This is a genomic window from Bacillus salitolerans (assembly GCF_042680805.1).
GTDB lineage: Bacteria > Bacillota > Bacilli > Bacillales > SA4 > Bacillus_CJ > Bacillus_CJ salitolerans.
Genome location: NZ_JBHUEM010000015.1, coordinates 16,943 through 36,542 on the forward strand (window position 1 = coordinate 16,943; position 19,600 = coordinate 36,542).

At 36.3% G+C, this 19,600-nt stretch carries 17 protein-coding genes; 13 read left to right on the forward strand and 4 right to left on the reverse strand.

The window, feature by feature from the left end; all coding sequences use genetic code 11:
• Nucleotides 1–51: 51 nt before the first annotated feature.
• Nucleotides 52–651, reverse strand: a complete 600-nt coding sequence (plsY, locus tag ACFSCX_RS10870) for a glycerol-3-phosphate 1-O-acyltransferase PlsY (protein ID WP_377928249.1) — start codon at nt 649–651, stop codon at nt 52–54.
• 184 nt (nt 652–835) lie between these two features.
• Between plsY and ACFSCX_RS10875 the strand changes: the two genes are divergently transcribed.
• The 13 genes from ACFSCX_RS10875 to msrA all read left to right on the forward strand — a co-directional run bounded on the left by ACFSCX_RS10875 (nt 836) and on the right by msrA (nt 17,256).
• Nucleotides 836–2,584, forward strand: a complete 1,749-nt coding sequence (locus tag ACFSCX_RS10875) for a glycosyl hydrolase family 18 protein (protein WP_377928250.1) — start codon at nt 836–838, stop codon at nt 2,582–2,584.
• A 79-nt stretch (nt 2,585–2,663) separates the two neighbouring features.
• Entirely contained in the window at nt 2,664–2,852 is a 189-nt protein-coding gene (locus ACFSCX_RS10880; protein WP_377928251.1) for a hypothetical protein, read from the forward strand.
• Nucleotides 2,853–2,891: 39 nt separating this feature from the next.
• Nucleotides 2,892–5,066 (forward strand): DNA topoisomerase III, encoded by a 2,175-nt coding sequence (locus tag ACFSCX_RS10885; protein WP_377928252.1) that lies wholly within the window; start codon nt 2,892–2,894, stop codon nt 5,064–5,066.
• Between the two features lie 11 nt (nt 5,067–5,077).
• On the forward strand, nt 5,078–6,490 hold the full coding sequence (locus ACFSCX_RS10890; RefSeq protein ID WP_377928253.1) for a DEAD/DEAH box helicase: 1,413 nt from the start codon (nt 5,078–5,080) through the stop codon (nt 6,488–6,490).
• A gap of 215 nt (nt 6,491–6,705) precedes the next feature.
• Entirely contained in the window at nt 6,706–7,005 is a 300-nt protein-coding gene (locus ACFSCX_RS10895; RefSeq protein WP_377928254.1) for a hypothetical protein, read from the forward strand.
• A gap of 441 nt (nt 7,006–7,446) precedes the next feature.
• Entirely contained in the window at nt 7,447–7,860 is a 414-nt protein-coding gene (locus tag ACFSCX_RS10900; protein WP_377928255.1) for a CoA-binding protein, read from the forward strand.
• 166 nt (nt 7,861–8,026) lie between these two features.
• Entirely contained in the window at nt 8,027–9,997 is a 1,971-nt protein-coding gene (parE, locus tag ACFSCX_RS10905; RefSeq protein ID WP_377928256.1) for a DNA topoisomerase IV subunit B, read from the forward strand.
• Between the two features lie 3 nt (nt 9,998–10,000).
• Nucleotides 10,001–12,442, forward strand: a complete 2,442-nt coding sequence (parC, locus tag ACFSCX_RS10910) for a DNA topoisomerase IV subunit A (RefSeq protein ID WP_377928257.1) — start codon at nt 10,001–10,003, stop codon at nt 12,440–12,442.
• A gap of 304 nt (nt 12,443–12,746) precedes the next feature.
• Nucleotides 12,747–13,808 (forward strand): ribosome small subunit-dependent GTPase A, encoded by a 1,062-nt coding sequence (gene rsgA / locus ACFSCX_RS10915; protein ID WP_377928258.1) that lies wholly within the window; start codon nt 12,747–12,749, stop codon nt 13,806–13,808.
• 317 nt (nt 13,809–14,125) lie between these two features.
• Complete coding sequence (locus ACFSCX_RS10920; RefSeq protein WP_377928259.1) at nt 14,126–14,467, forward strand: DUF120 domain-containing protein; 342 nt, start codon at nt 14,126–14,128, stop codon at nt 14,465–14,467.
• A 143-nt stretch (nt 14,468–14,610) separates the two neighbouring features.
• Nucleotides 14,611–14,880, forward strand: a complete 270-nt coding sequence (locus ACFSCX_RS10925) for a hypothetical protein (RefSeq protein ID WP_377928260.1) — start codon at nt 14,611–14,613, stop codon at nt 14,878–14,880.
• Nucleotides 14,881–14,960: 80 nt separating this feature from the next.
• Entirely contained in the window at nt 14,961–15,797 is an 837-nt protein-coding gene (locus ACFSCX_RS10930; RefSeq protein ID WP_377928261.1) for a manganese catalase, read from the forward strand.
• A gap of 502 nt (nt 15,798–16,299) precedes the next feature.
• Complete coding sequence (gene msrA / locus ACFSCX_RS10935) at nt 16,300–17,256, forward strand: peptide-methionine (S)-S-oxide reductase MsrA (protein ID WP_377928262.1); 957 nt, start codon at nt 16,300–16,302, stop codon at nt 17,254–17,256.
• A gap of 23 nt (nt 17,257–17,279) precedes the next feature.
• Here msrA and ACFSCX_RS10940 read toward each other — a convergent pair whose 3' ends face one another.
• From ACFSCX_RS10940 to ACFSCX_RS10950, 3 genes are all read right to left on the reverse strand, one after another.
• The gene (locus ACFSCX_RS10940) at nt 17,280–17,837 is read right to left on the reverse strand and encodes a hypothetical protein (RefSeq protein WP_377928263.1); all 558 of its coding nucleotides are present in this window, start codon (nt 17,835–17,837) and stop codon (nt 17,280–17,282) included.
• Between the two features lie 76 nt (nt 17,838–17,913).
• Complete coding sequence (locus ACFSCX_RS10945; RefSeq protein ID WP_377928264.1) at nt 17,914–19,167, reverse strand: two-component system sensor histidine kinase NtrB; 1,254 nt, start codon at nt 19,165–19,167, stop codon at nt 17,914–17,916.
• A 123-nt stretch (nt 19,168–19,290) separates the two neighbouring features.
• Nucleotides 19,291–19,536 carry a DNA alkylation repair protein gene (locus ACFSCX_RS10950; RefSeq protein WP_377928265.1) on the reverse strand — a complete coding sequence of 82 codons (246 nt, stop codon included), beginning with the start codon at nt 19,534–19,536 and terminating at the stop codon, nt 19,291–19,293.
• Nucleotides 19,537–19,600 lie beyond the last annotated feature (64 nt).

The following is a 19,600-nucleotide window of genomic DNA, read 5'->3' on the forward strand; positions in this document are numbered from 1 at the left end:
GTATGTAATTGATTAAGAAATCATCCCATTTAAAGAAAAAAACACTCTTTGTTATGAGTGTTTTTTCCGAAATAGATTCGCTTTTGGTTCTGTCTTGTTGATTATGCGTTTAATATTAGCTCGATGTCTGTAAAAAACAAAAGCAACAAGTAATGATGTCACGATAATAAGTGGGATATCTTGGGTGAATACACTATACGTAACGGTAAACAAACCAGTAAGCATAGATGATAAGGAGACAAATTTAGTAATGAATAAACATGATAAAAAGATAACGATCATGAGAAGGAATAAGATCGGGCTATAAAGTAGTAACACACCACCAGATGTTGCAACTGCTTTTCCACCCTTGAATTTTGCAAAAATAGGATACATATGACCGATTACTGCAAAGGTACCGATTAATAATGGATGAATGTCTTCAACTCCAAATAGGTAAGGTAAACTAGCAGCAAGGGTTCCCTTTAAAATATCTGAGATTGTAACGATAAAGCCAGCTTTTTTTCCTAATGTACGAAAGGTGTTCGTTCCTCCAAGATTTCCACTTCCATGCTCCCGGATATCAATACCATAACCAATCTTTCCCACAAGGAGTGCTGAGGGAACGGACCCCAGTATGTAAGCTAATATAATAATGATGACTTCAAGCATATCCATGTCTCCTTTTATATAACGATGGTCAATTTAGTAGCAGGTCCTAGAAACTACTCTTATTGTACCATTACTTTTCTTTTACGAACAGAAAATCTTGCAATCGGACAAAATTTGTTAATTGACTAAATTCTCTTTTATTTTAGCTGAGAATTCAGTAGGATAAAAGAGGGGAGGAAGAAATATGTCAAGATTAGCAAAAAATCCACGAAAAAAACATGCACTACCTATGATTGTACTTGGGCTTATTATTTCTTTAATCTTAATATCTAGTAGTCTCTTCTTTTTATTATATCCTTTTCCTTCTAACGAGAAAATAGAGTTTTTTCATACGGCTCATCCTATTATATTTAATGGACAAATAGCTGGAGAGGCGTTGGTTACGGACGAACAAATTTATTTACCGCTAGATTTTATTCAAAAGGAAATTGATCCTGAGGTGACTTTCGATGAAAAGTCTGACTCTATTATTATTACAACGAGAAATAAAGTGATCCAAATGCCTTCTGAGTCTCTAACACTTTTTGTAAACGAGGAACCTGTAGAAGTTGATTTTCCAGCCTTGAAATCAGAGGATGATACTCCTTATGTTTCATTTCAAGCTATTGAACTTTACTATCCATTCCAAGTTTCACTACTTGATGGAGACCGGGCAATATTAGTCAGGCAAGATGGTGAGACCATTCTAACTGGAAAAATTCTCAGTGAAAAACGAGAAGCCGAATTAAGAATTAGAACTAAACCGACACTTACAAGCTCATATGTGAGAGATCTTGTTGCTGAAGAGATTGTAGATATTGAAGCAGAAGAAGAAGGTTATTACTTTGTAAGGGCAAATGATGGTGTAGCGGGATATGTTAAGAAAAATGTAGTTTCTTTATTAGATCCACAAACGGTCATCATTAATCTTGACGAACCTAAAAGATTCTCACCACCGATTTCTTGGCCCATTAATCTAACATGGGAGGCAGTATATTCCAAAAATCCTGATACAAATACATTGCCGAATTTACAAGGTGTAAATGTTGTATCTCCAACATGGTTTGAAGTAAACAATGAAACAGGGGATATTACTAATCTAGGTTCAATGGAATATATGAAATGGGCAAAAGAAAAGAACCTCCAAGTATGGGGCTTATTTTCCAATGCATTTGATCCTGGCCTTACTCATAAAGTGTTAAAGGATTATGAGACGAGGCAAAAGATGATTCGTCAGCTGCTTGTTTATAGTGAAACGTATAATCTAGATGGGATTAACATAGATTTTGAAAATGTGAATCTTGAGGATGGAAAACTGTTGACCCAATTTGTAAGAGAAATGACACCTTATTTGCATGAAGCAGGGTTAATCGTCTCATTAGATATTACATTCATCTCTAGTAGTGAAAATTGGTCGATGTTTTATGAACGCGCTAAATTAGCTGATATTGTTGATTATATAATGGTCATGGCCTATGATGAGCACTGGGCTACATCCCCAGAAGCTGGTAGTGTAGCAAGCTTTCCATGGGTTGAAAAAAATCTACAGAAACTTTTAGAAGTTGTTCCAAATGACAGGCTTATTCTAGGTTTACCAACCTATACAAGGATATGGAAGGAACAAGATACAGAAGGTGGTAACATCGAAGTATCATCAAAAGCATATTCAATGGACTATGTAAAACAATGGATTACGGAGCATGATGTAAATCCAATTTTTGATGAAGTATCCGGACAAATGTATGGGGAATACCGAGATGAAAAAGAGAAGGCCACATACAAAGTTTGGATTGAAGATGAAGATTCACTAGCAAGAAGAGCACAGTTTGTTCATCAATATCACTTAGCTGGTATTGCAACATGGAGTCGCTTTTTTGCAAGTGATGAAGCCTGGAAAAGTATGGATGACTCCTTAAAACACGTAAAATATAGCAAGAGTGAAAATACTGAGTAAGGGCAACCTGCTCAGTTTTTTGCTTTAATCATATTGATAAAGATTCATGATATAATGGAAGTAAAGGGGGGACACTTTCATGGAGAAAATGGTTATGGAACTTACTCAACACTTTGAATCTGTAGAATTAAAATCTGTACCGAAAAAGGGAAAACAAGAATTAAATAACCACGATACTGCCTCAAACTCTTCGATTCAATATTCCTATCAGTATGCAATACAATATTTTCCTCTAAATTTTGAACTTATTGAAGAATACTTAGGCTAGCCTTATAATGAATAAGCACTATTTTGAAGGAGCTTTTTTATGAAAGTGATAATTGCAGAAAAACCAGATCAAGGAGCTACACTCGCATCTCCTTTTCAATCCAAGAAACACCAGGGATATATAGAAATACTTCCAAATGAACTATTTCCAAAAGGTGCATATGTGACTTGGGCAATAGGGCATTTATGCCAACTAGTTGCTCCAGAATCTTACAATCCAGAATGGAAAAGGTGGTCATTACATAATCTACCTATTTTACCTGACCGTTTTAAATATGAAGTTGAGAGATCAAAAGCAAAGCAATTTCATGTTGTCAAATCATTGCTTATCAAAAAGGATGTAACGGAGATTATTCACGCGGGTGATGCGGGGCGTGAAGGTGAACTTATTGTTCGCAATATTATTACTCAATCTGGTGTGAAGAAACCGATTAAACGGTTGTGGATTTCATCCCTTACGAAAAAAGCAATTCATGAAGGATTTCAAAAATTATTAGACGAAGTTGACACAAGAAACCTTTATTATGAGGCTTATACTAGAGCATGTGCTGACTGGGTTGTCGGCATGAATGCTTCTAGAGTGTATAGCCTCCTCTTAAAAGAAAAAGGAATGTCGGATGTCTTTTCAGCGGGTAGAGTTCAAACACCTACACTCGCATTAATTGTAAAGAGAGAACATGAAATTGAAAACTTTAAGTCAGAACAGTTTTGGGAGGTAGTTGCAACATTCCAAATTGATGGAAATAAATATGAAGGGAAATGGCAAAAGGACAACGACTCCAGAATTCTAGATGAAATCCTAGCAAACAAGATTGCTAGATTTTGTGATCAAAAAGAAGCAAAAGTAAAAGAGATTGAAACAGACAGAAAAGAGTACCAGCCGCCATTCTTGTTTAACTTATCGTCCTTACAAGCAACAGCCAATAAACGCTACAAATTCTCACCGAAGAAAACATTAGATATTATGCAACAACTATATCAAAAAGGAATCGTGTCCTATCCTCGTTCTGATTCGTCTTTTGTAACAGAAGGAGAGGCTGAAACGTTTCCAGCTATCCTTGAAAAAATAAGTAAACTGGAATCTTTCCTAGATTTGTTTCCATTACCTGTCCAATCCATTAAAAGCAACAAAAGATATGTAAATGAAAAGAAAGTTACCGACCACTATGCAATCATTCCGACAGAGCAGGTTCCCAACTTGTCTAAACTGTCAGGTGATGAACAGAAAATGTATGATTTAGTTGTAAGGCAATTAATTGCCGCTCATTACGAGAAAGCAGTCTTTGATTATACGACGATTCGAACAATGGTTGATGAAAGAGCTGAGTTTATTTCAAAAGGTAAGATGCAGATACAAGAAGGCTGGAGAAAGGTGATTTACGATGATAACCAGGAGAAAGATACCATCCTACCGATTCTTCATAAGGGTGACTCAGGGCTTGTTACATCTGTTAAAGTGAAGGAGGGGAAAACACAACCTCCAAAACGTTATACAGAAGGACAACTCATCACATTAATGAAAACAGCCGGAAAGCATCTAGAGGATAGTGAGCTTGAAAAGGTATTAATGAAATCTGAAGGATTAGGGACGGAAGCAACAAGAGCCGGTATTATTACGATGTTAAAGGATCGAAAGTATATTGATGTAAAAAAGAATCTAGTATACGCAACTGATAAAGGAAAGGTATTGATTCGAGCAGTAGGCGATAAAATATTAGCATCACCAGAGATGACTGCAAAATGGGAGCAACGACTATCAGAAATTGGACATGGCAAAGCATCACCAGCTGTTTTCATGGAACAAACTAAAAAAATGGCAGAAAAGATCATTCAAGATGCAGTAGAAGGATCTGAAAAATGGAGTTTTGTTGATTTAAACACAGAAGCCATCCAAAGTGTTAGAGCTAGGGCTTCAATGGGGAAATCAGTTGGTACATGTAAACGATGTGGTGGATCGGTAATTGACAAAGGCAAATTTTACGGTTGTGCAAATTACAGTAAAACAAAGTGTTCATTTACCATTTCAAAAATGATATTAGGTAAAAAAATCTCACAATCAAATGTACAAAAACTACTTTCTGTTGGGAAGACCGATCTAATAAAGGGTTTTAAGAAAGGAGATAAGTCATTTGATTCATTCTTGGAACTAAGTGGAAATGAATATAAGGTTACGTTTTTGCCCTACATAAATGGTGATCAGCCTCAATTAAAATGAGGCTCTTTTTTGTGACATTTTGTTTACTCGAATCGGTCATGCTAGTAATAGACTTAAAAAAGAAAGAAGTGAAGGAATTGCATTCATTACAGAAGCTAAGTATCAGTTCAACGCTTATAGATAAATTACGAAAAAACGGAATCGTTACCCCTACACCAGTTCAGGAAAAGGCTATTCCAGTACTGCGGGATGGAAAAGATGTAATAGCCCAAGCCCAAACAGGAACCGGGAAAACGTTAGCCTTTATGATTCCAATACTTGATAATATTGATATATCATCAAATCATATTCAGGCAATTATAATTACACCTACCCGTGAGTTGGCCATCCAAATCACGGAGGAAACAACTAAATACAAATCTAATGAGATACATGTTCTAGCTGTATATGGTGGGCAAGATGTTGATAGGCAGATTAAGAAGTTATCTGGTTCTATACATATTGTCGTTGGAACACCAGGTAGAATAGTAGACCATTTAAAAAGAGAAACGATAAATTTGCGGACCGCTTCGATGGTGGTACTAGATGAGGCAGATCAAATGCTTCATATTGGCTTTCTAAATGAAGTAGAGGAGATTCTGTCATATACACCTCCTAATCGTCAGACGATGCTTTTCTCTGCAACACTTTCTCAGCAGGTTCGTTCTTTAGCTAGAAAATACACCAATAACCCTGAGGTTATTAAAATCAATGAAGACCGACAAACCTTAAAAGAAATCAAACAAATTGTATATGAGACAACAGATCGTGAAAAGCAAACAACTTTATGCAGACTGCTGGATCAATATCGTCCCTTTCTTGCCGTTATTTTTTGTAGAACAAAACGAAGAGCATCTAAATTAAATGAAGCATTACTATCTTTAGGCTATAATAGTGACGAGCTTCATGGTGATATCTCGCAATCAAAGCGTGAAAAAGTAATGGAACGATTTAGAAATGCTGATTTGCAGTTTTTAGTTGCAACAGACGTAGCCGCTCGTGGAATTGATGTTGAAGGGGTAACCCATGTATTTAATTACGATATTCCAGAGGATGTCGAGAGCTACATTCACCGAATCGGTAGAACTGGTCGTGCAGGTGGAAAAGGTTTGGCAATCACCTTAATTTCACCAAAAGATAAGAATCAATTACAAATGATTGAAAAAGGAATAAAGCTCAGTTTGCCTAAAAAATCATTAGAGGCTACCTCTTTGACTAATCAAGGCGAAGGTGAGAGTGTATCATCCCCTCAAAGAAATCGTCACGTAAAGAAGAACGAATCGGGGGAAAAGCATTTAGTTAATTCAAGTAATTATACCTATAAAAGCACTGAAGATATATCTACTCGGTCACGAAAAAATAGGACGAGTAAAGCTAGAAATCAAAAACAGTCCACTATGACAGTGGGAAGAAGGTCGTCTGGAAGAGGTAGACACAAATCATAAAAATACCATGCAAACTTCATGTTATTTTTTGGTCTATAATATCCTGAATCGTGATACATTGAAAGAACTAAACTGTAAATTACTTACATTCAAATTACAACCTTAAATTGTATCCGATTCAGTGTAAAGAAAGGTAATATTGGAAAATACATGATTAACTCATAATAGATGATAGGATTGTCAAAACTAAACAAAAAGAATAAAGGAGCATTCAAATGATTTTTTATGCTTGTGTCATTTATGATGAACATAATCCCAATACATATAAGGGAATTGAAGTAACAACACTAGGTAATAAAAGTGATGTTGTAGCGAGGTTTGAATCCTATGACCCTCTTCAGGACTATCATAATTTTGCTAGCTGGTCTGAAGGTGTGGGAATAGATAATGTTGGTTTCTGTGATAGTTTAAAACACTTTGCCAATGATTACAAAAGAGTGTCTGAGTCAGCCGCTCACGAAATGGTAAATATGATTTATGGGGATCATGATAATTGTGAAAATGCTTATCTATAGTTGGTTGAGGGCCTTTTTGAAGGCTCTATTTTTTAATGAATATGAAATGATAAGTTTTTAGTTTCTTATTACGATGTGCTTAGTAATCCAGCTCCAGCTCAAGCGCCCAGCCAAGATGAAATGGCCACGATCTTTGCCATTTATCCTACTAGAGATCAATTATCCTGTCATGAATAAACGGGAAAATCACCCTTTTTTCATGACAGAACATTTGCTCTGCCTGAGACTAAACGGCACGCTCTGAGCCTTTTGTTCAGTGGATGCTGAGACAAAATGAATGAGCGATAAATGAACATATTCGAAGAATTTTTCGAGTTTAACTGAGACATGTGGCACAGTAATAACAGAATAGTATTTCTCCATGAATGAAACCAAAATCGCATATTACTTGAAATCACGTACAAATTAGAGCATAGTTAATCTAAAAAGGAGTGCCAAAAGATGCCTATTGAATATCCAACAAGAGACGAGCTTGGTCAAATTTTAAAGAAAAGCAAAAGAATTGCAGTTGTTGGATTATCAGATAATCCAGAAAAGACCTCTTATATGGTTAGTGAAGCAATGCAAAAAGCTGGCTATGAGATTATTCCTGTAAACCCTAAAGCTACTGAAATATTAGGGGTTAAATCAGTTCCGAGTTTAAAGGATATTGAAGGTCATGTCGACATCGTCAACGTTTTTAGAAGGTCCGAGCATCTGTTTGGGGTAGCAAAAGAATTTTTAGAGATTGATGCGGATGTATTCTGGGCACAACTAGGATTAGAAAATGAAGAAGCTTATACCTTATTAAAGGATAACGGACATACTGTTGTTATGGATCGTTGCATAAAGGTAGAACATGCGTTAACAAAATAATTTTTAATCGTGAAATCCTTGATGTATCAAGGATTTTTTTCTTCTTTTTGCAAAATGGTGTTTGCGAAATTCAAAACAACAAGTACAATAATGCATAGACAACTATTTTCGTGACAATAGATAAAAGACAATGAGATTTTGGAAGTAACGAAAGGGGACGAACTCTTTGGCTAGGCAACAACACCAGTTTGATTACAACGATGATGCAATACAAGTACTTGAAGGTCTTGAGGCTGTAAGAAAAAGACCTGGTATGTATATAGGTAGTACAGATAGCAGAGGACTTCATCACCTAGTGTATGAGATTGTAGATAATTCAGTTGATGAGGCACTTGCGGGATATGGGGAATCCATCATCGTAACGATACATAAAGATAATAGTATTTCCGTTCAAGATAAAGGGCGCGGTATGCCCACTGGTATGCATAAGCTTGGAAAACCAACACCTGAGGTAATATTTACGGTACTCCATGCTGGCGGTAAATTTGGACAAGGTGGATATAAAACAAGTGGGGGACTTCATGGAGTAGGGGCATCTGTTGTAAATGCCTTATCTGAGTGGCTAGAGGTTGAAATAAAGCGTGATGGATTCATATATAAACAAAGGTTTGAAAACGGTGGTAAACCTGCAACAACGCTAGAGAAGATTGGGACAACGAAACAGACGGGAACAACCATACATTTTAAACCAGATACAACGATTTTCAGCACAATTGTTTACTCTTTTGATACGTTAAGTGAACGATTACGTGAATCTGCCTTTTTATTAAAAGGATTAAAAATTGAATTAATTGATAAACGTTATGATCAGCACGATGTGTACCATTATGAAAGTGGTATCCAAGCCTTTGTGGAGTACTTGAATGAAGAAAAAGATACATTGCATTCCGTTGTATACATTGAGGGGGAAGCAAATGAGATAGAAGTTGATTTTGCATTTCAGTTTAATGATGGGTACTCTGAGAATGTCCTTTCATTTGTAAACAATGTACGAACAAAGGATGGAGGAACACACGAGGCTGGGGCTAAAACTGCGATGACACGTGTTATGAATGAATATGCCCGAAAGGTTGGATTATTAAAGGAGAAGGAAAAAAACCTTGACGGGTCGGATATACGTGAGGGTCTTGCAGCTGTGGTCTCTGTTCGAATTCCTGAGGCACTCCTTCAGTTTGAGGGTCAAACAAAAGGAAAACTAGGTACAAGCGAAGCAAGATCTGCTGTAGATTCTGTAGTTTCGGAGAAGTTAGCTTACTTTCTTGAAGAGAATCCTGATACGAGCTCTCTATTAGTAAAAAAAGCAATTAAGGCTTATCAAGCTAGGGAAGCAGCTCGTAAAGCAAGAGAGGAAGCAAGAAGCGGTAAAAAACGAAAACGATCAGAAGCGGTGTTAAGCGGAAAACTAACTCCTGCTCAATCTAGAAACCCTCAAAAAAATGAGTTGTATTTGGTGGAGGGTGATTCTGCAGGAGGATCAGCTAAACAGGGTAGAGACCGTCGCTTTCAAGCTATTCTTCCACTTCGAGGAAAGGTTATCAATACAGAAAAAGCAAAGCTTGCTGATATTTTCAAAAACGAGGAAATCAACACAATCATCCATGCAATTGGCGCGGGAGTAGGTCCAGACTTTTCAATCGAAGATATTAATTATGATAAGATTGTCATTATGACTGACGCAGATACAGATGGAGCACACATTCAAGTTCTTCTTTTAACCTTCTTTTATAGATACATGAGACCATTAATTGAAGCAGGTAAGGTTTATATCGCTCTTCCACCGCTTTACAAAGTAAGCAAAGGACAAGGGAAGAAAGAAGTCGTGGAGTATGCTTGGTCTGAAAATGACTTAAAAGGTGCACTTAAGAAAATTGGAAAAGGATACACAATTCAACGATATAAGGGTCTAGGAGAAATGAATGCCGATCAGCTTTGGGAGACAACAATGAGGCCAGAGACTCGTACACTGATTCGTGTCCGTATTGATGATGCTGCAAGAGCAGAACGTCGTGTAACAACGTTAATGGGAGATAAGGTTGAACCTCGCCGTAAATGGATTGAAACAAACGTTGATTTTGGTATGGAAGATGACCCAAATCTTTTAGAAAATGATAATCTAACGGTAATAGAGGAGGTTTAACAAATGTCTTTAGAGGTGTTCAAGGATTTACCACTTGAGGATGTCCTTGGTGACCGATTTGGTCGCTATAGTAAATATATTATCCAAGAACGTGCTCTTCCTGATGCGCGCGATGGACTTAAGCCTGTGCAGCGTCGTATTTTATATGCAATGCATGCAGAAGGGAATACAGCAGAAAAAGGATTTAGGAAGTCAGCTAAAACAGTTGGTAACGTTATAGGTAACTTTCATCCACACGGTGATTCCTCTGTATATGATGCGATGGTGCGGATGAGTCAAGATTGGAAGATTCGAAATGTCTTAGTTGAAATGCATGGGAATAACGGTAGTGTTGATGGGGATCCACCTGCTGCTATGCGTTATACAGAAGCGAGACTTTCGGCTATTGCATCAGAGTTATTGCGTGATATCGACAAGAAGACAGTTGAATTTATCCCGAACTTCGATGATACAAGCAGAGAACCAACCGTGCTGCCTGCAATGTTCCCTAACCTTCTAGTGAACGGATCAACTGGTATATCAGCTGGTTATGCAACAGACATACCTCCACATCATTTAGGTGAAGTTATCGATGCAGTTGTGATGCGAATGGACAAGCCACATGTAACCGTTGACGAATTATTGACGGTCATGAAAGGTCCTGATTTCCCAACTGGTGGAATCATTCAAGGTATTGATGGAATTAAGAAGGCATACGAAACTGGTAAAGGAAAAATTATTATTCGTGGCCATGCTGAAATCGAAGATGTTAAGGGTGGCAGACAGCAAATTGTTATTACAGAAATTCCTTTTGAAGTGAATAAAGCAAACTTAGTGAAAAAAATGGATGAGCTAAGGCTGGACCGCAAATTAGAAGGAATATCAGAGGTTCGAGATGAAACAGATCGAACTGGATTAAGGATTGTCATTGAATTAAAGAAAGAAGCAGACGCAGCCGGAGTCTTAAATTACTTATATAAAAACACAGATCTTCAAGTTGCATTTAATTTTAATATGGTTGCTATTCACAATCGTAGACCAAGATTAATGAGTCTTCCATCTTTATTAGATGCATATATTGATCATCAAAAGGAAGTCGTTACAAACCGTTCTAAATACGAGCTCTCAAAAGCTGAGGAAAGACAGCATGTTGTAGAAGGTCTCATGAAGGCATTATCTATTCTAGATGAAGTAATCGCAACGATCCGTGCTTCTAAAGACAAAAAAGATGCAAAAGATAATTTAATAAAACAGTATGAGTTTACAGAGCCACAATCAGAAGCAATTGTTTCATTACAGTTATACCGTTTAACGAACACAGATATTACTGCTTTACAAAAAGAATCTGAAGAGCTAGCAGCAAAGATCGCAGAATTGACTCACATTCTAAATAGTGAATCAATATTATCAAGTGTAATTAAAGCTGATTTAAAGAGAGTAAAGAAGTTATATGCTGATGATAGAAAATCAAGGATTGAAGCAGAAATTGAAGAGATTAAAATCAATTTAGAGGTTATGGTTCCATCTGAAGACGTAATGGTTACTGTAACGAAAGATGGCTATGTAAAACGGACAAGTTTACGATCCTATGCTGCCTCAAACGGTCAAGATTTTGGAATGAAGGATACAGACCGGATGTTAAGACAGCTTGAAGTTAATACGACTGACACAGTGCTTCTTTTTACTAATAAAGGGAACTATTTATATCTTCCTGTCCATGAACTCCCTGACATTCGCTGGAAAGACTTAGGGCAGCATATAGGTAATATAATTCCGATTGATAAGGAAGAAGAAATAATCGAAGTTATTCCAATTAAGGATTTTGATACTCCTCACTACGTTCTGTTTATGACAAAACTAGGAATGATTAAGAAAACTGAATTAAATCAATACAAAGTACAGCGTTATTCTAAGCCATTAGTGGCAATTAACTTAAAAGATAATGATCAAGTAGTTGATGTTCATATAACAGATGGAACTCTTGATGTATTCCTCGCAACTAGCACTGGATATGCATTATGGTTTAATGAGGAAGAGGTTAATCCAACTGGAGCAAGGTCAGCAGGTGTAAAGGGAATTAACTTAAAGGATGGGGACTTTGTTGTATCTGGGGTAATTTTACTTCCAGATAATCCGCCGAATCTTGTTTTGGTAACACATCGTGGAGCGGCTAAAAAGATGCAACTATCTGAGTTTGAAAAAGCAACGAGAGCCAAACGTGGGGTTGTAATGCTACGAGAATTAAAATCAAATCCTCACCGTATTGTTCGTATCGTGACTGTATATGATGAAAAGAATCAAGTGATGATCCGTACATCTGATAATATATTTGAATCGATTGATCCATTAAAATTACGTTCAAACGATCGATATAGTAATGGCTCATTTATAATCGATATTGATGATGCAGGGGAAGTAGTTGAAGCTTGGAAAGTACCAAAAGATACTGAGGAGAAAAACGAGTAAACTAAAATAAATATAAATAAATGGTAATAAAGTATTTACATACCATTTTTTCTGTTATATAATTAAATCAAATATATGAACGGAAGCGAGGGATGTTTTATGAAAAAGTTAATTGAATTCAATGTTAATAATTTCATATCACAACCCTTGGTATTTGTTAAATAACTTCATCCTATATGAACGTTATGAAACCATGGGTTGTGTTGTCTCCCATGGTTTTTGTATGTCTTTTTTTAGAACCGTGTAACGGTTCTTTTTTAGTTTAAAAAAAACAATAATAAACGTTCCGTAGGAGGAAACAAAATTGAATTTAGCAAAATTTGGATGGAATACAGATCTACAAGAAGCACTAGAGGTAGTTGAAAATAAAGAACTAGTCCCGGGTAGGGTAACGTTAGAACATAAACGGATGTATCGAGTATTAACAGAACAAGGTGAACTATTAGCGGAAGTAAGTGGGAAGTTGAGATTTCAGGCAGAGGATAGAGAGGACTACCCAGCTGTCGGTGACTGGGTCATCCTTTCACCTAGATATCAAGAAGGAAAAGCCACAATCCATGGGGTACTTCCGAGATTCAGTAAGTTCTCAAGAAAAGTTGCAGGGGATACGACAGAAGAGCAAATAGTTGCAACAAATGTAAACAGTGTATTTTTAGTAAATGCATTAAATCAAGATTTTAATATAAGACGCTTAGAACGATATTTATTGCTCACATGGGAAAGTGGTGCAAATCCGGTTGTAGTCTTAACAAAGTCGGACTTATGTGAGGATATATCTTCTAAAATTGCTGCTGTTGAATCTGTTGCTCTTGGCGTACCTATTCATATTACGAGTGCAAAAGATTTAACGGGCTTAGAAGATCTTCAAGGATATTTACAAGAGGGTCAAACGGTAGCTCTATTAGGGTCATCTGGTGCTGGAAAATCAACGTTAACGAATTACCTTTTAGGCGAAGAGAAACTATTAGTTCAGGATATAAGAGAGGAAGATGGAAAAGGCCGTCATACAACGACACATCGTGAATTAGTCCTATTGCCATCTGGGGGAATGATTATCGATACTCCAGGGATGAGAGAGCTTCAGCTGTGGGAGGCAGAAGGCTCAATGAGTCATAGCTTCTCAGATATTGAACAAATCGCAGAGAAGTGTTTCTATCGTGATTGTAAACATGAGAATGAGCCAAACTGTGCTGTTCGAGAAGCGATTGAGAATGGACAGTTGGATGAGAAGAGGTTTCAAAGCTTTGTAAAGCTTCAACGTGAATTGGCTTACTTGGATCGAAAAAATGATAAAAAAGCGCAGCTTGCAGAAAAAGCGAAGTGGAAAAAAGTAGCCGGGGACAGAACGAGAATACACCGCAAGTAAGGGGAAATGCCTAGATAATTAATCTAGGCATTTTTTTCTTTAAAAATGATACTTTTTGAAGTATTTAATTATAACATAGTCTGGAAAGTATAAGGAAAAAACCAACATGAATCTTTTTTCGACAAAACGATGTCGGAATAGGGTGTAAAAAATAGACTGAAAATTATAAACGTTTAACTGGATTTTTTGTATAATAGAATAAGAGAGTAAATAGATAAAAGCGAACAAATTTTGAAAAAGACTTTATAAATACAATAGAATTACAATTAAATACGGTAATCAGCAAGTGTAAAAGTAATAGAAGGAGGAAGAGACCTATGAAAGTGCTTCGTGGTAAGGTTGTCAATTCTGTCAGTCATTCTTCAAAATGGATGGAAAAGTTAGAAAATGAATATTCAAAGAAGACAGGTATAAATATTTTACCTGATACACTAAATATTCAACTTGAGGAATCACTACATATTCAATCCAATATATTGAATAATTGTCAAAACATGCTCTGTTATCTAAATGGAGAAAGAGTATTCATAGTGAAAGCAAATCATGATAGTAAACACCAACCGACAATGATAGAAATAGCAACGCTAGCCAACATAAATGACTCATTTGGCTTAAAAGATGGTGATGAGGTCAAAGTAACAATTCCAGAATATGTTTAACCAGGATCGCTCATTGGTTATTCCTTTGAATTGCAATATGATGAAATTCTAGCTACCTACTTATGTTAGGCGGCTTTTTTTGCGTTCTAATTCTCTATTAAATGAATAAACTTTTACTAGAAGATTTTAATAGAGGTGAGAGTATGGTCTACATTATTAAAGAGAGTGAAGATAAATTAGAAAGCCATCTACAATTTTTTTTTACAAGAGGTGGAGGTGTATATACAATCATTCAGTCTCCATACGATGACGATGATTATCCATATCATTTAGTCAGTCTTGTTAATCATGAAATTATTGAAAGTTATGATGATTTACCAACTATAGGTCAGATTCAGGAGGAAATTGGTGAATTTGACAAATATCATACAGATAAGGTTGTCGTCGAAGGGCAAAAGAAAAATCCAAAGTAGAGTATGGAGTAAGGACAGACACACATTAATCCCTTTCATAATATTTATGTACAGATGTTTAAATTATGGGAGGGGTACTCATGTTTTATCATGTGAAAGAACTTCAATATGAGGCAAAACCATCTTGTCCGGATCCAGTATATGCAAAAAAACTTCAAGAAGTATTAGGTGGACAATTTGGTGAAATAACGGTAATGATGCAATACTTATTTCAAGGATTTAATTGCCGAGCAGATGCGAAGTATCGTGATTTGTGTTTAGATATTGGAACCGAGGAAATTGCCCATGTTGAAATGTTAGCAACTATGATTGCTAGACTACTTGATGGTGCACCAGTGAAAGAACAAGAAGCAGCTTATGCAAGTAATCCAGTGCTGGCCGCCATTATGGGGGATATGAATCCACAACATGCCATCGTAAGTGGACTCGGTGCAATGGCAACTGATAGTGCCGGTTACCCGTGGAATGCAAAATATACGATTGCAAGTGGAAACCTTCTTGCTGATTTCAGAGCAAACTTGAACGCTGAATCACAAGGAAGATTACAAGTCGTTCGTTTATATGAAATTGCTGATGATCCGGGTGTAAAAGATATGTTATCATTCCTTATTGCCCGTGATACCGCACATCAAAATCAATGGAAGGCTGCAATAGCTGAACTAGAAGCGCGCGAAGGAGATATAGTTGTTCCGACGACATTCCCTCGCGAACTTGAAAAGCAAGCAGTAGCATATGATTTTTATAATCTATCACGAGGAGAAGCAAGCAGTAAAGGGAGATGGGCTAATGGTCCAAGTATGGATGGCCGTTCTGTATTCCAATATGTATCACAGCCGGTTCCATATGGTCCCAAACCTTTCTTAAATCCGGCTCCTTTATATATACATGATACTCTTTTGCCAATGTATAAGGCGTAGAAAAACTAGAGGAACTGCTCTTTGTAGAGCAGTTCTTTTAACTGTTCAAATGCTCGATATGATATGATGTGGTGGTAGTTTAGCAAAGGAAAGTGTGATTTTATGAAAAAAATAATCTACTTTTTGAAACAATCCTTGTCGGTTGTATAGGAGGCTTTCTATTCTCCTTATTCCAACTACCTTTAGATAGGAGCCAAACTTCCAATTGTTACAGGGTTACAAATGTTTCGGATCTTCTTCATATTATTTTTAATACCACCGATTATCTTATGGGTATACAAACGCAGAAGCTGCAGTGATAGATAATAGTTACAGTGAGGCATTAATTTGCATCTTTTTAACTCATAATAAAAACAATTCATATTCGAAAGATCAAATGCGAGTTCTAACATAATGACATTATCGGAATACTAACTTCGATATCCTTAGATGGATGAATAGTGGTTGAGACTGTTATAATGGATAAAAAGCATAGTCATATTTAGGAAGGTAGTGATGTAATATGTCAAATCTTCAACTTGCTACATTTGCAGGTGGATGTTTCTGGTGTATGGTTAAGCCATTTGATGAACAGCCAGGTATACATAAAGTAGTTTCTGGATATACAGGTGGATCAAAAGAAAATCCAACATATGAAGAGGTATGCTCAGAAAATACGGGTCATTATGAAGCTGTACAAATTACATATGATCCTGAAGTATTCCCGTATGATCAATTATTATCATTGTTTTGGCAACAAATTGATCCTACCGATCCAGGAGGACAGTTTGCTGATAGAGGTAAATCGTATCAAACGGCTATTTTTTACCATACTGATGAACAAAAGGAATTAGCCGAAAAATCGATTAGAGATCTTCAAGAAAGTGGTCGGTTTGACAAACCAATTGTAACGGAAATCCTACCAGCAGGTGTGTTTTATGAAGCCGAAGAGTACCACCAGGAGTACTATAAAAAAAATCCTATTCGCTATAAACTCTATCGAACTGGCTCTGGCAGAGAGCGATTCTTAAAAGAGACATGGAGAGACATAGAAAAAGAATCAGAATTAAAGAAAAAACTTACACCTCTACAATTTGAAGTTACACAAAATAATGGGACAGAACGACCATATCAAAATGAGTTCTGGAACCATAAAGATGAAGGCATTTATGTAGATATCGTTTCAGGTGAACCATTGTTTAGCTCCCTAGATAAGTTTGACTCCGGGTGTGGATGGCCTAGCTTTACAGCTCCTATGGAAGGAGGAAGTGTAAAGGAAGAACTTGATGTCTCACATAACATGATACGAACTGAGGTAAGAAGCAAAAAGGGAGATTCCCATTTAGGTCATGTATTTGACGACGGGCCTGTTGATAAGGGTGGATTACGCTACTGTATAAATTCTGCCGCTTTAAAATTCATACGAAAAGAGGATTTAGAAAAGGAAGGGTATGGAGAGTATAAAAAATTATTTCAATAAAAATAGGCAGCACCTGGTGCTGCCTATTTTTTAAGTAATGATAAATGTTGGTTCAACTGATTTAGAATTTGTAAATACTCATCACGGTGTTGTTTCATTTCTACATCAAAACTACTATCGAGTATTGTATAAAGCTCTGCTTGGGCTATAGAAATTCCGTGGATTGCGTAATTTATTTCTGCTTCAGTGTACTGAAAACCACTCAGTTCGTGTACTGAGTTTTTTAGTTCATCAAGGTATCTTTCATTCAAACTATTGAAAGTTGGATACTGATTAATTCTTGAAATGGTAGTTGTTATGTGATTTAACCTATCCTTATCTTTTGAAAGTGCGTCTTGAAAGTAAGATCTTGTATTATCGCTAATTGGATAATCGTATTGATTCAATGTTTCTTCAACACTGAATAGCACTGAACTAATTTCTTTAAGCTGGGAAGTAATCAATCTTGAATGGAGATCTTGAATTTCGTTTAGCTCGTTCTTAGAATTGTCCCAATGAAAAAGGAAAAATATCACTACAGTCACGACTAGTGGATATATATATGAGTTTGGTTTCAAATGTTTTCTATCTATATCAACCATACTTTCCCTCCTCTACTTGGTTTATAAAGTAAAAAGAAAAGAAGTGCTAAACTCCTTTTCACCAAATATGTATTAATTACGACATTGTGTTTGCGATTGGTAGATTGATAAGAAAGGTTGTTCCATCCTCACTACTACTTACCAACATGCTTCCACCGTGGTTTTCTATCATTTTTCTTGATACTGATAAACCTAATCCAGTTCCTTCATCTTTTGTTGTAAAGAAAGGATCAAAAATGTGCTCTAAATGAATAGGGGAGATACCTGTTCCATTGTCTTTGAAGATAATTTGAACGAAGTTCATTTCACGTTTTGTTTCAAGTGAAATCTTTAATGGATTATCATTTTTTGCCTCTAGTGCATTACGGAAGAGATTGATAAAGACTTGTAGAATTTCCTGATGATTAATTGATACAAGGGAATCCTCGACCTCAAGGGAGCAGTTAAATTCAATCTCCACTCTATGTAGAAAAGCCTCACTCTTTAAAAACGACCCGAGCTCATCACATATATAGCTATTTATTTTCACAAGCTCGAATTTAGTTTCAGATGGTTTAGCGATAGAAAGAAAATCGGAGATTATCTTATTGGCTCTATCTAGCTCAGGTATTAATAATGAACTTACAATGCCAGACACTTCTGGGGAGAGCTTATCCAATAAAAATTGTAAATAACCTCTAACTGTAGTCAGTGGATTTCTAATCTCATGAGCAATACCAGCAGCAATTCGTCCAGCCATTGCCTGCTTTTCTGCTTCTTTCACCACATTTAAAAACTCAAAAGTACCGATTACTCGTTTAATTTCACCATCTTGATCCCATACAATATGGGTATTATTTATCCCATAGTTCGAGTCTAACACGTCTCTATTCACTATCTGTTTACGTGTTTTAATCGTCTCAAGTAACATAATAAGGCTATCTGGGATTTTTAATAATTCGCGAATGTGTTTACCTATCATCCTCTCTCGGTTAACGTGTAAGTCAGACGCCGCTTTTTTATTTATTAATGTGATTTCCCCCTTATTATTACAAAAAACGATGTGATGGGGGACGGTATCAAGTATTGGGGACAGAAGTACTTCTACCTCTTCAAAGTCAGTGTCTCTTGGTATCACAAGATCTTGAATACAAAAAGACGGCTGATTCCTCGTCTGTATATGTATAACTTCAGTTTTTACCTGTCCACGATCCTTATTAATACGAATTCCCAGTTCTGGATTTTCATACTGAATTCCCATTGATAATTTCGATATAAGATCTCTATAAGCTAGTAATTCCTTTTCAAGAGCTGTTAATTGTTTAATGTTTTGGTTATTTAGATCTTTCATTCAAGAGTTTCTCCTCTTATAGTAATCTTGAATTATTATGTTAACTATATCACACAAAAAAAAAATGTAGTAGAAAATTCATACAATTCGAATTAAAAAAGCTAAGACGAAAGTAAGTCTTAGCTATTTTCCGTATTGTGCACGCTTAATGAATGCTTGCTCGTCCTCAATTAAACCACAAGCGCCGCACTGTACTTTTACTTTTGGTCCCCTATATGGTAGGTGAAAAGGATCTAACGTTTCGTTTGTGAATTGTTGGACCACTTCGCCACTAGAAGGATCAAGTTTAACAGAGTTTGGAATTTGCTCAATAATATTAAACCGTGATCGATTCGTTTTACAATTTGGACATAAGTATGGTTCTGTCATTACTGACACCTCCTATACTTATGATTTCCAAAATTAAGAAAAAGTATGTACGTATGGTAGACTC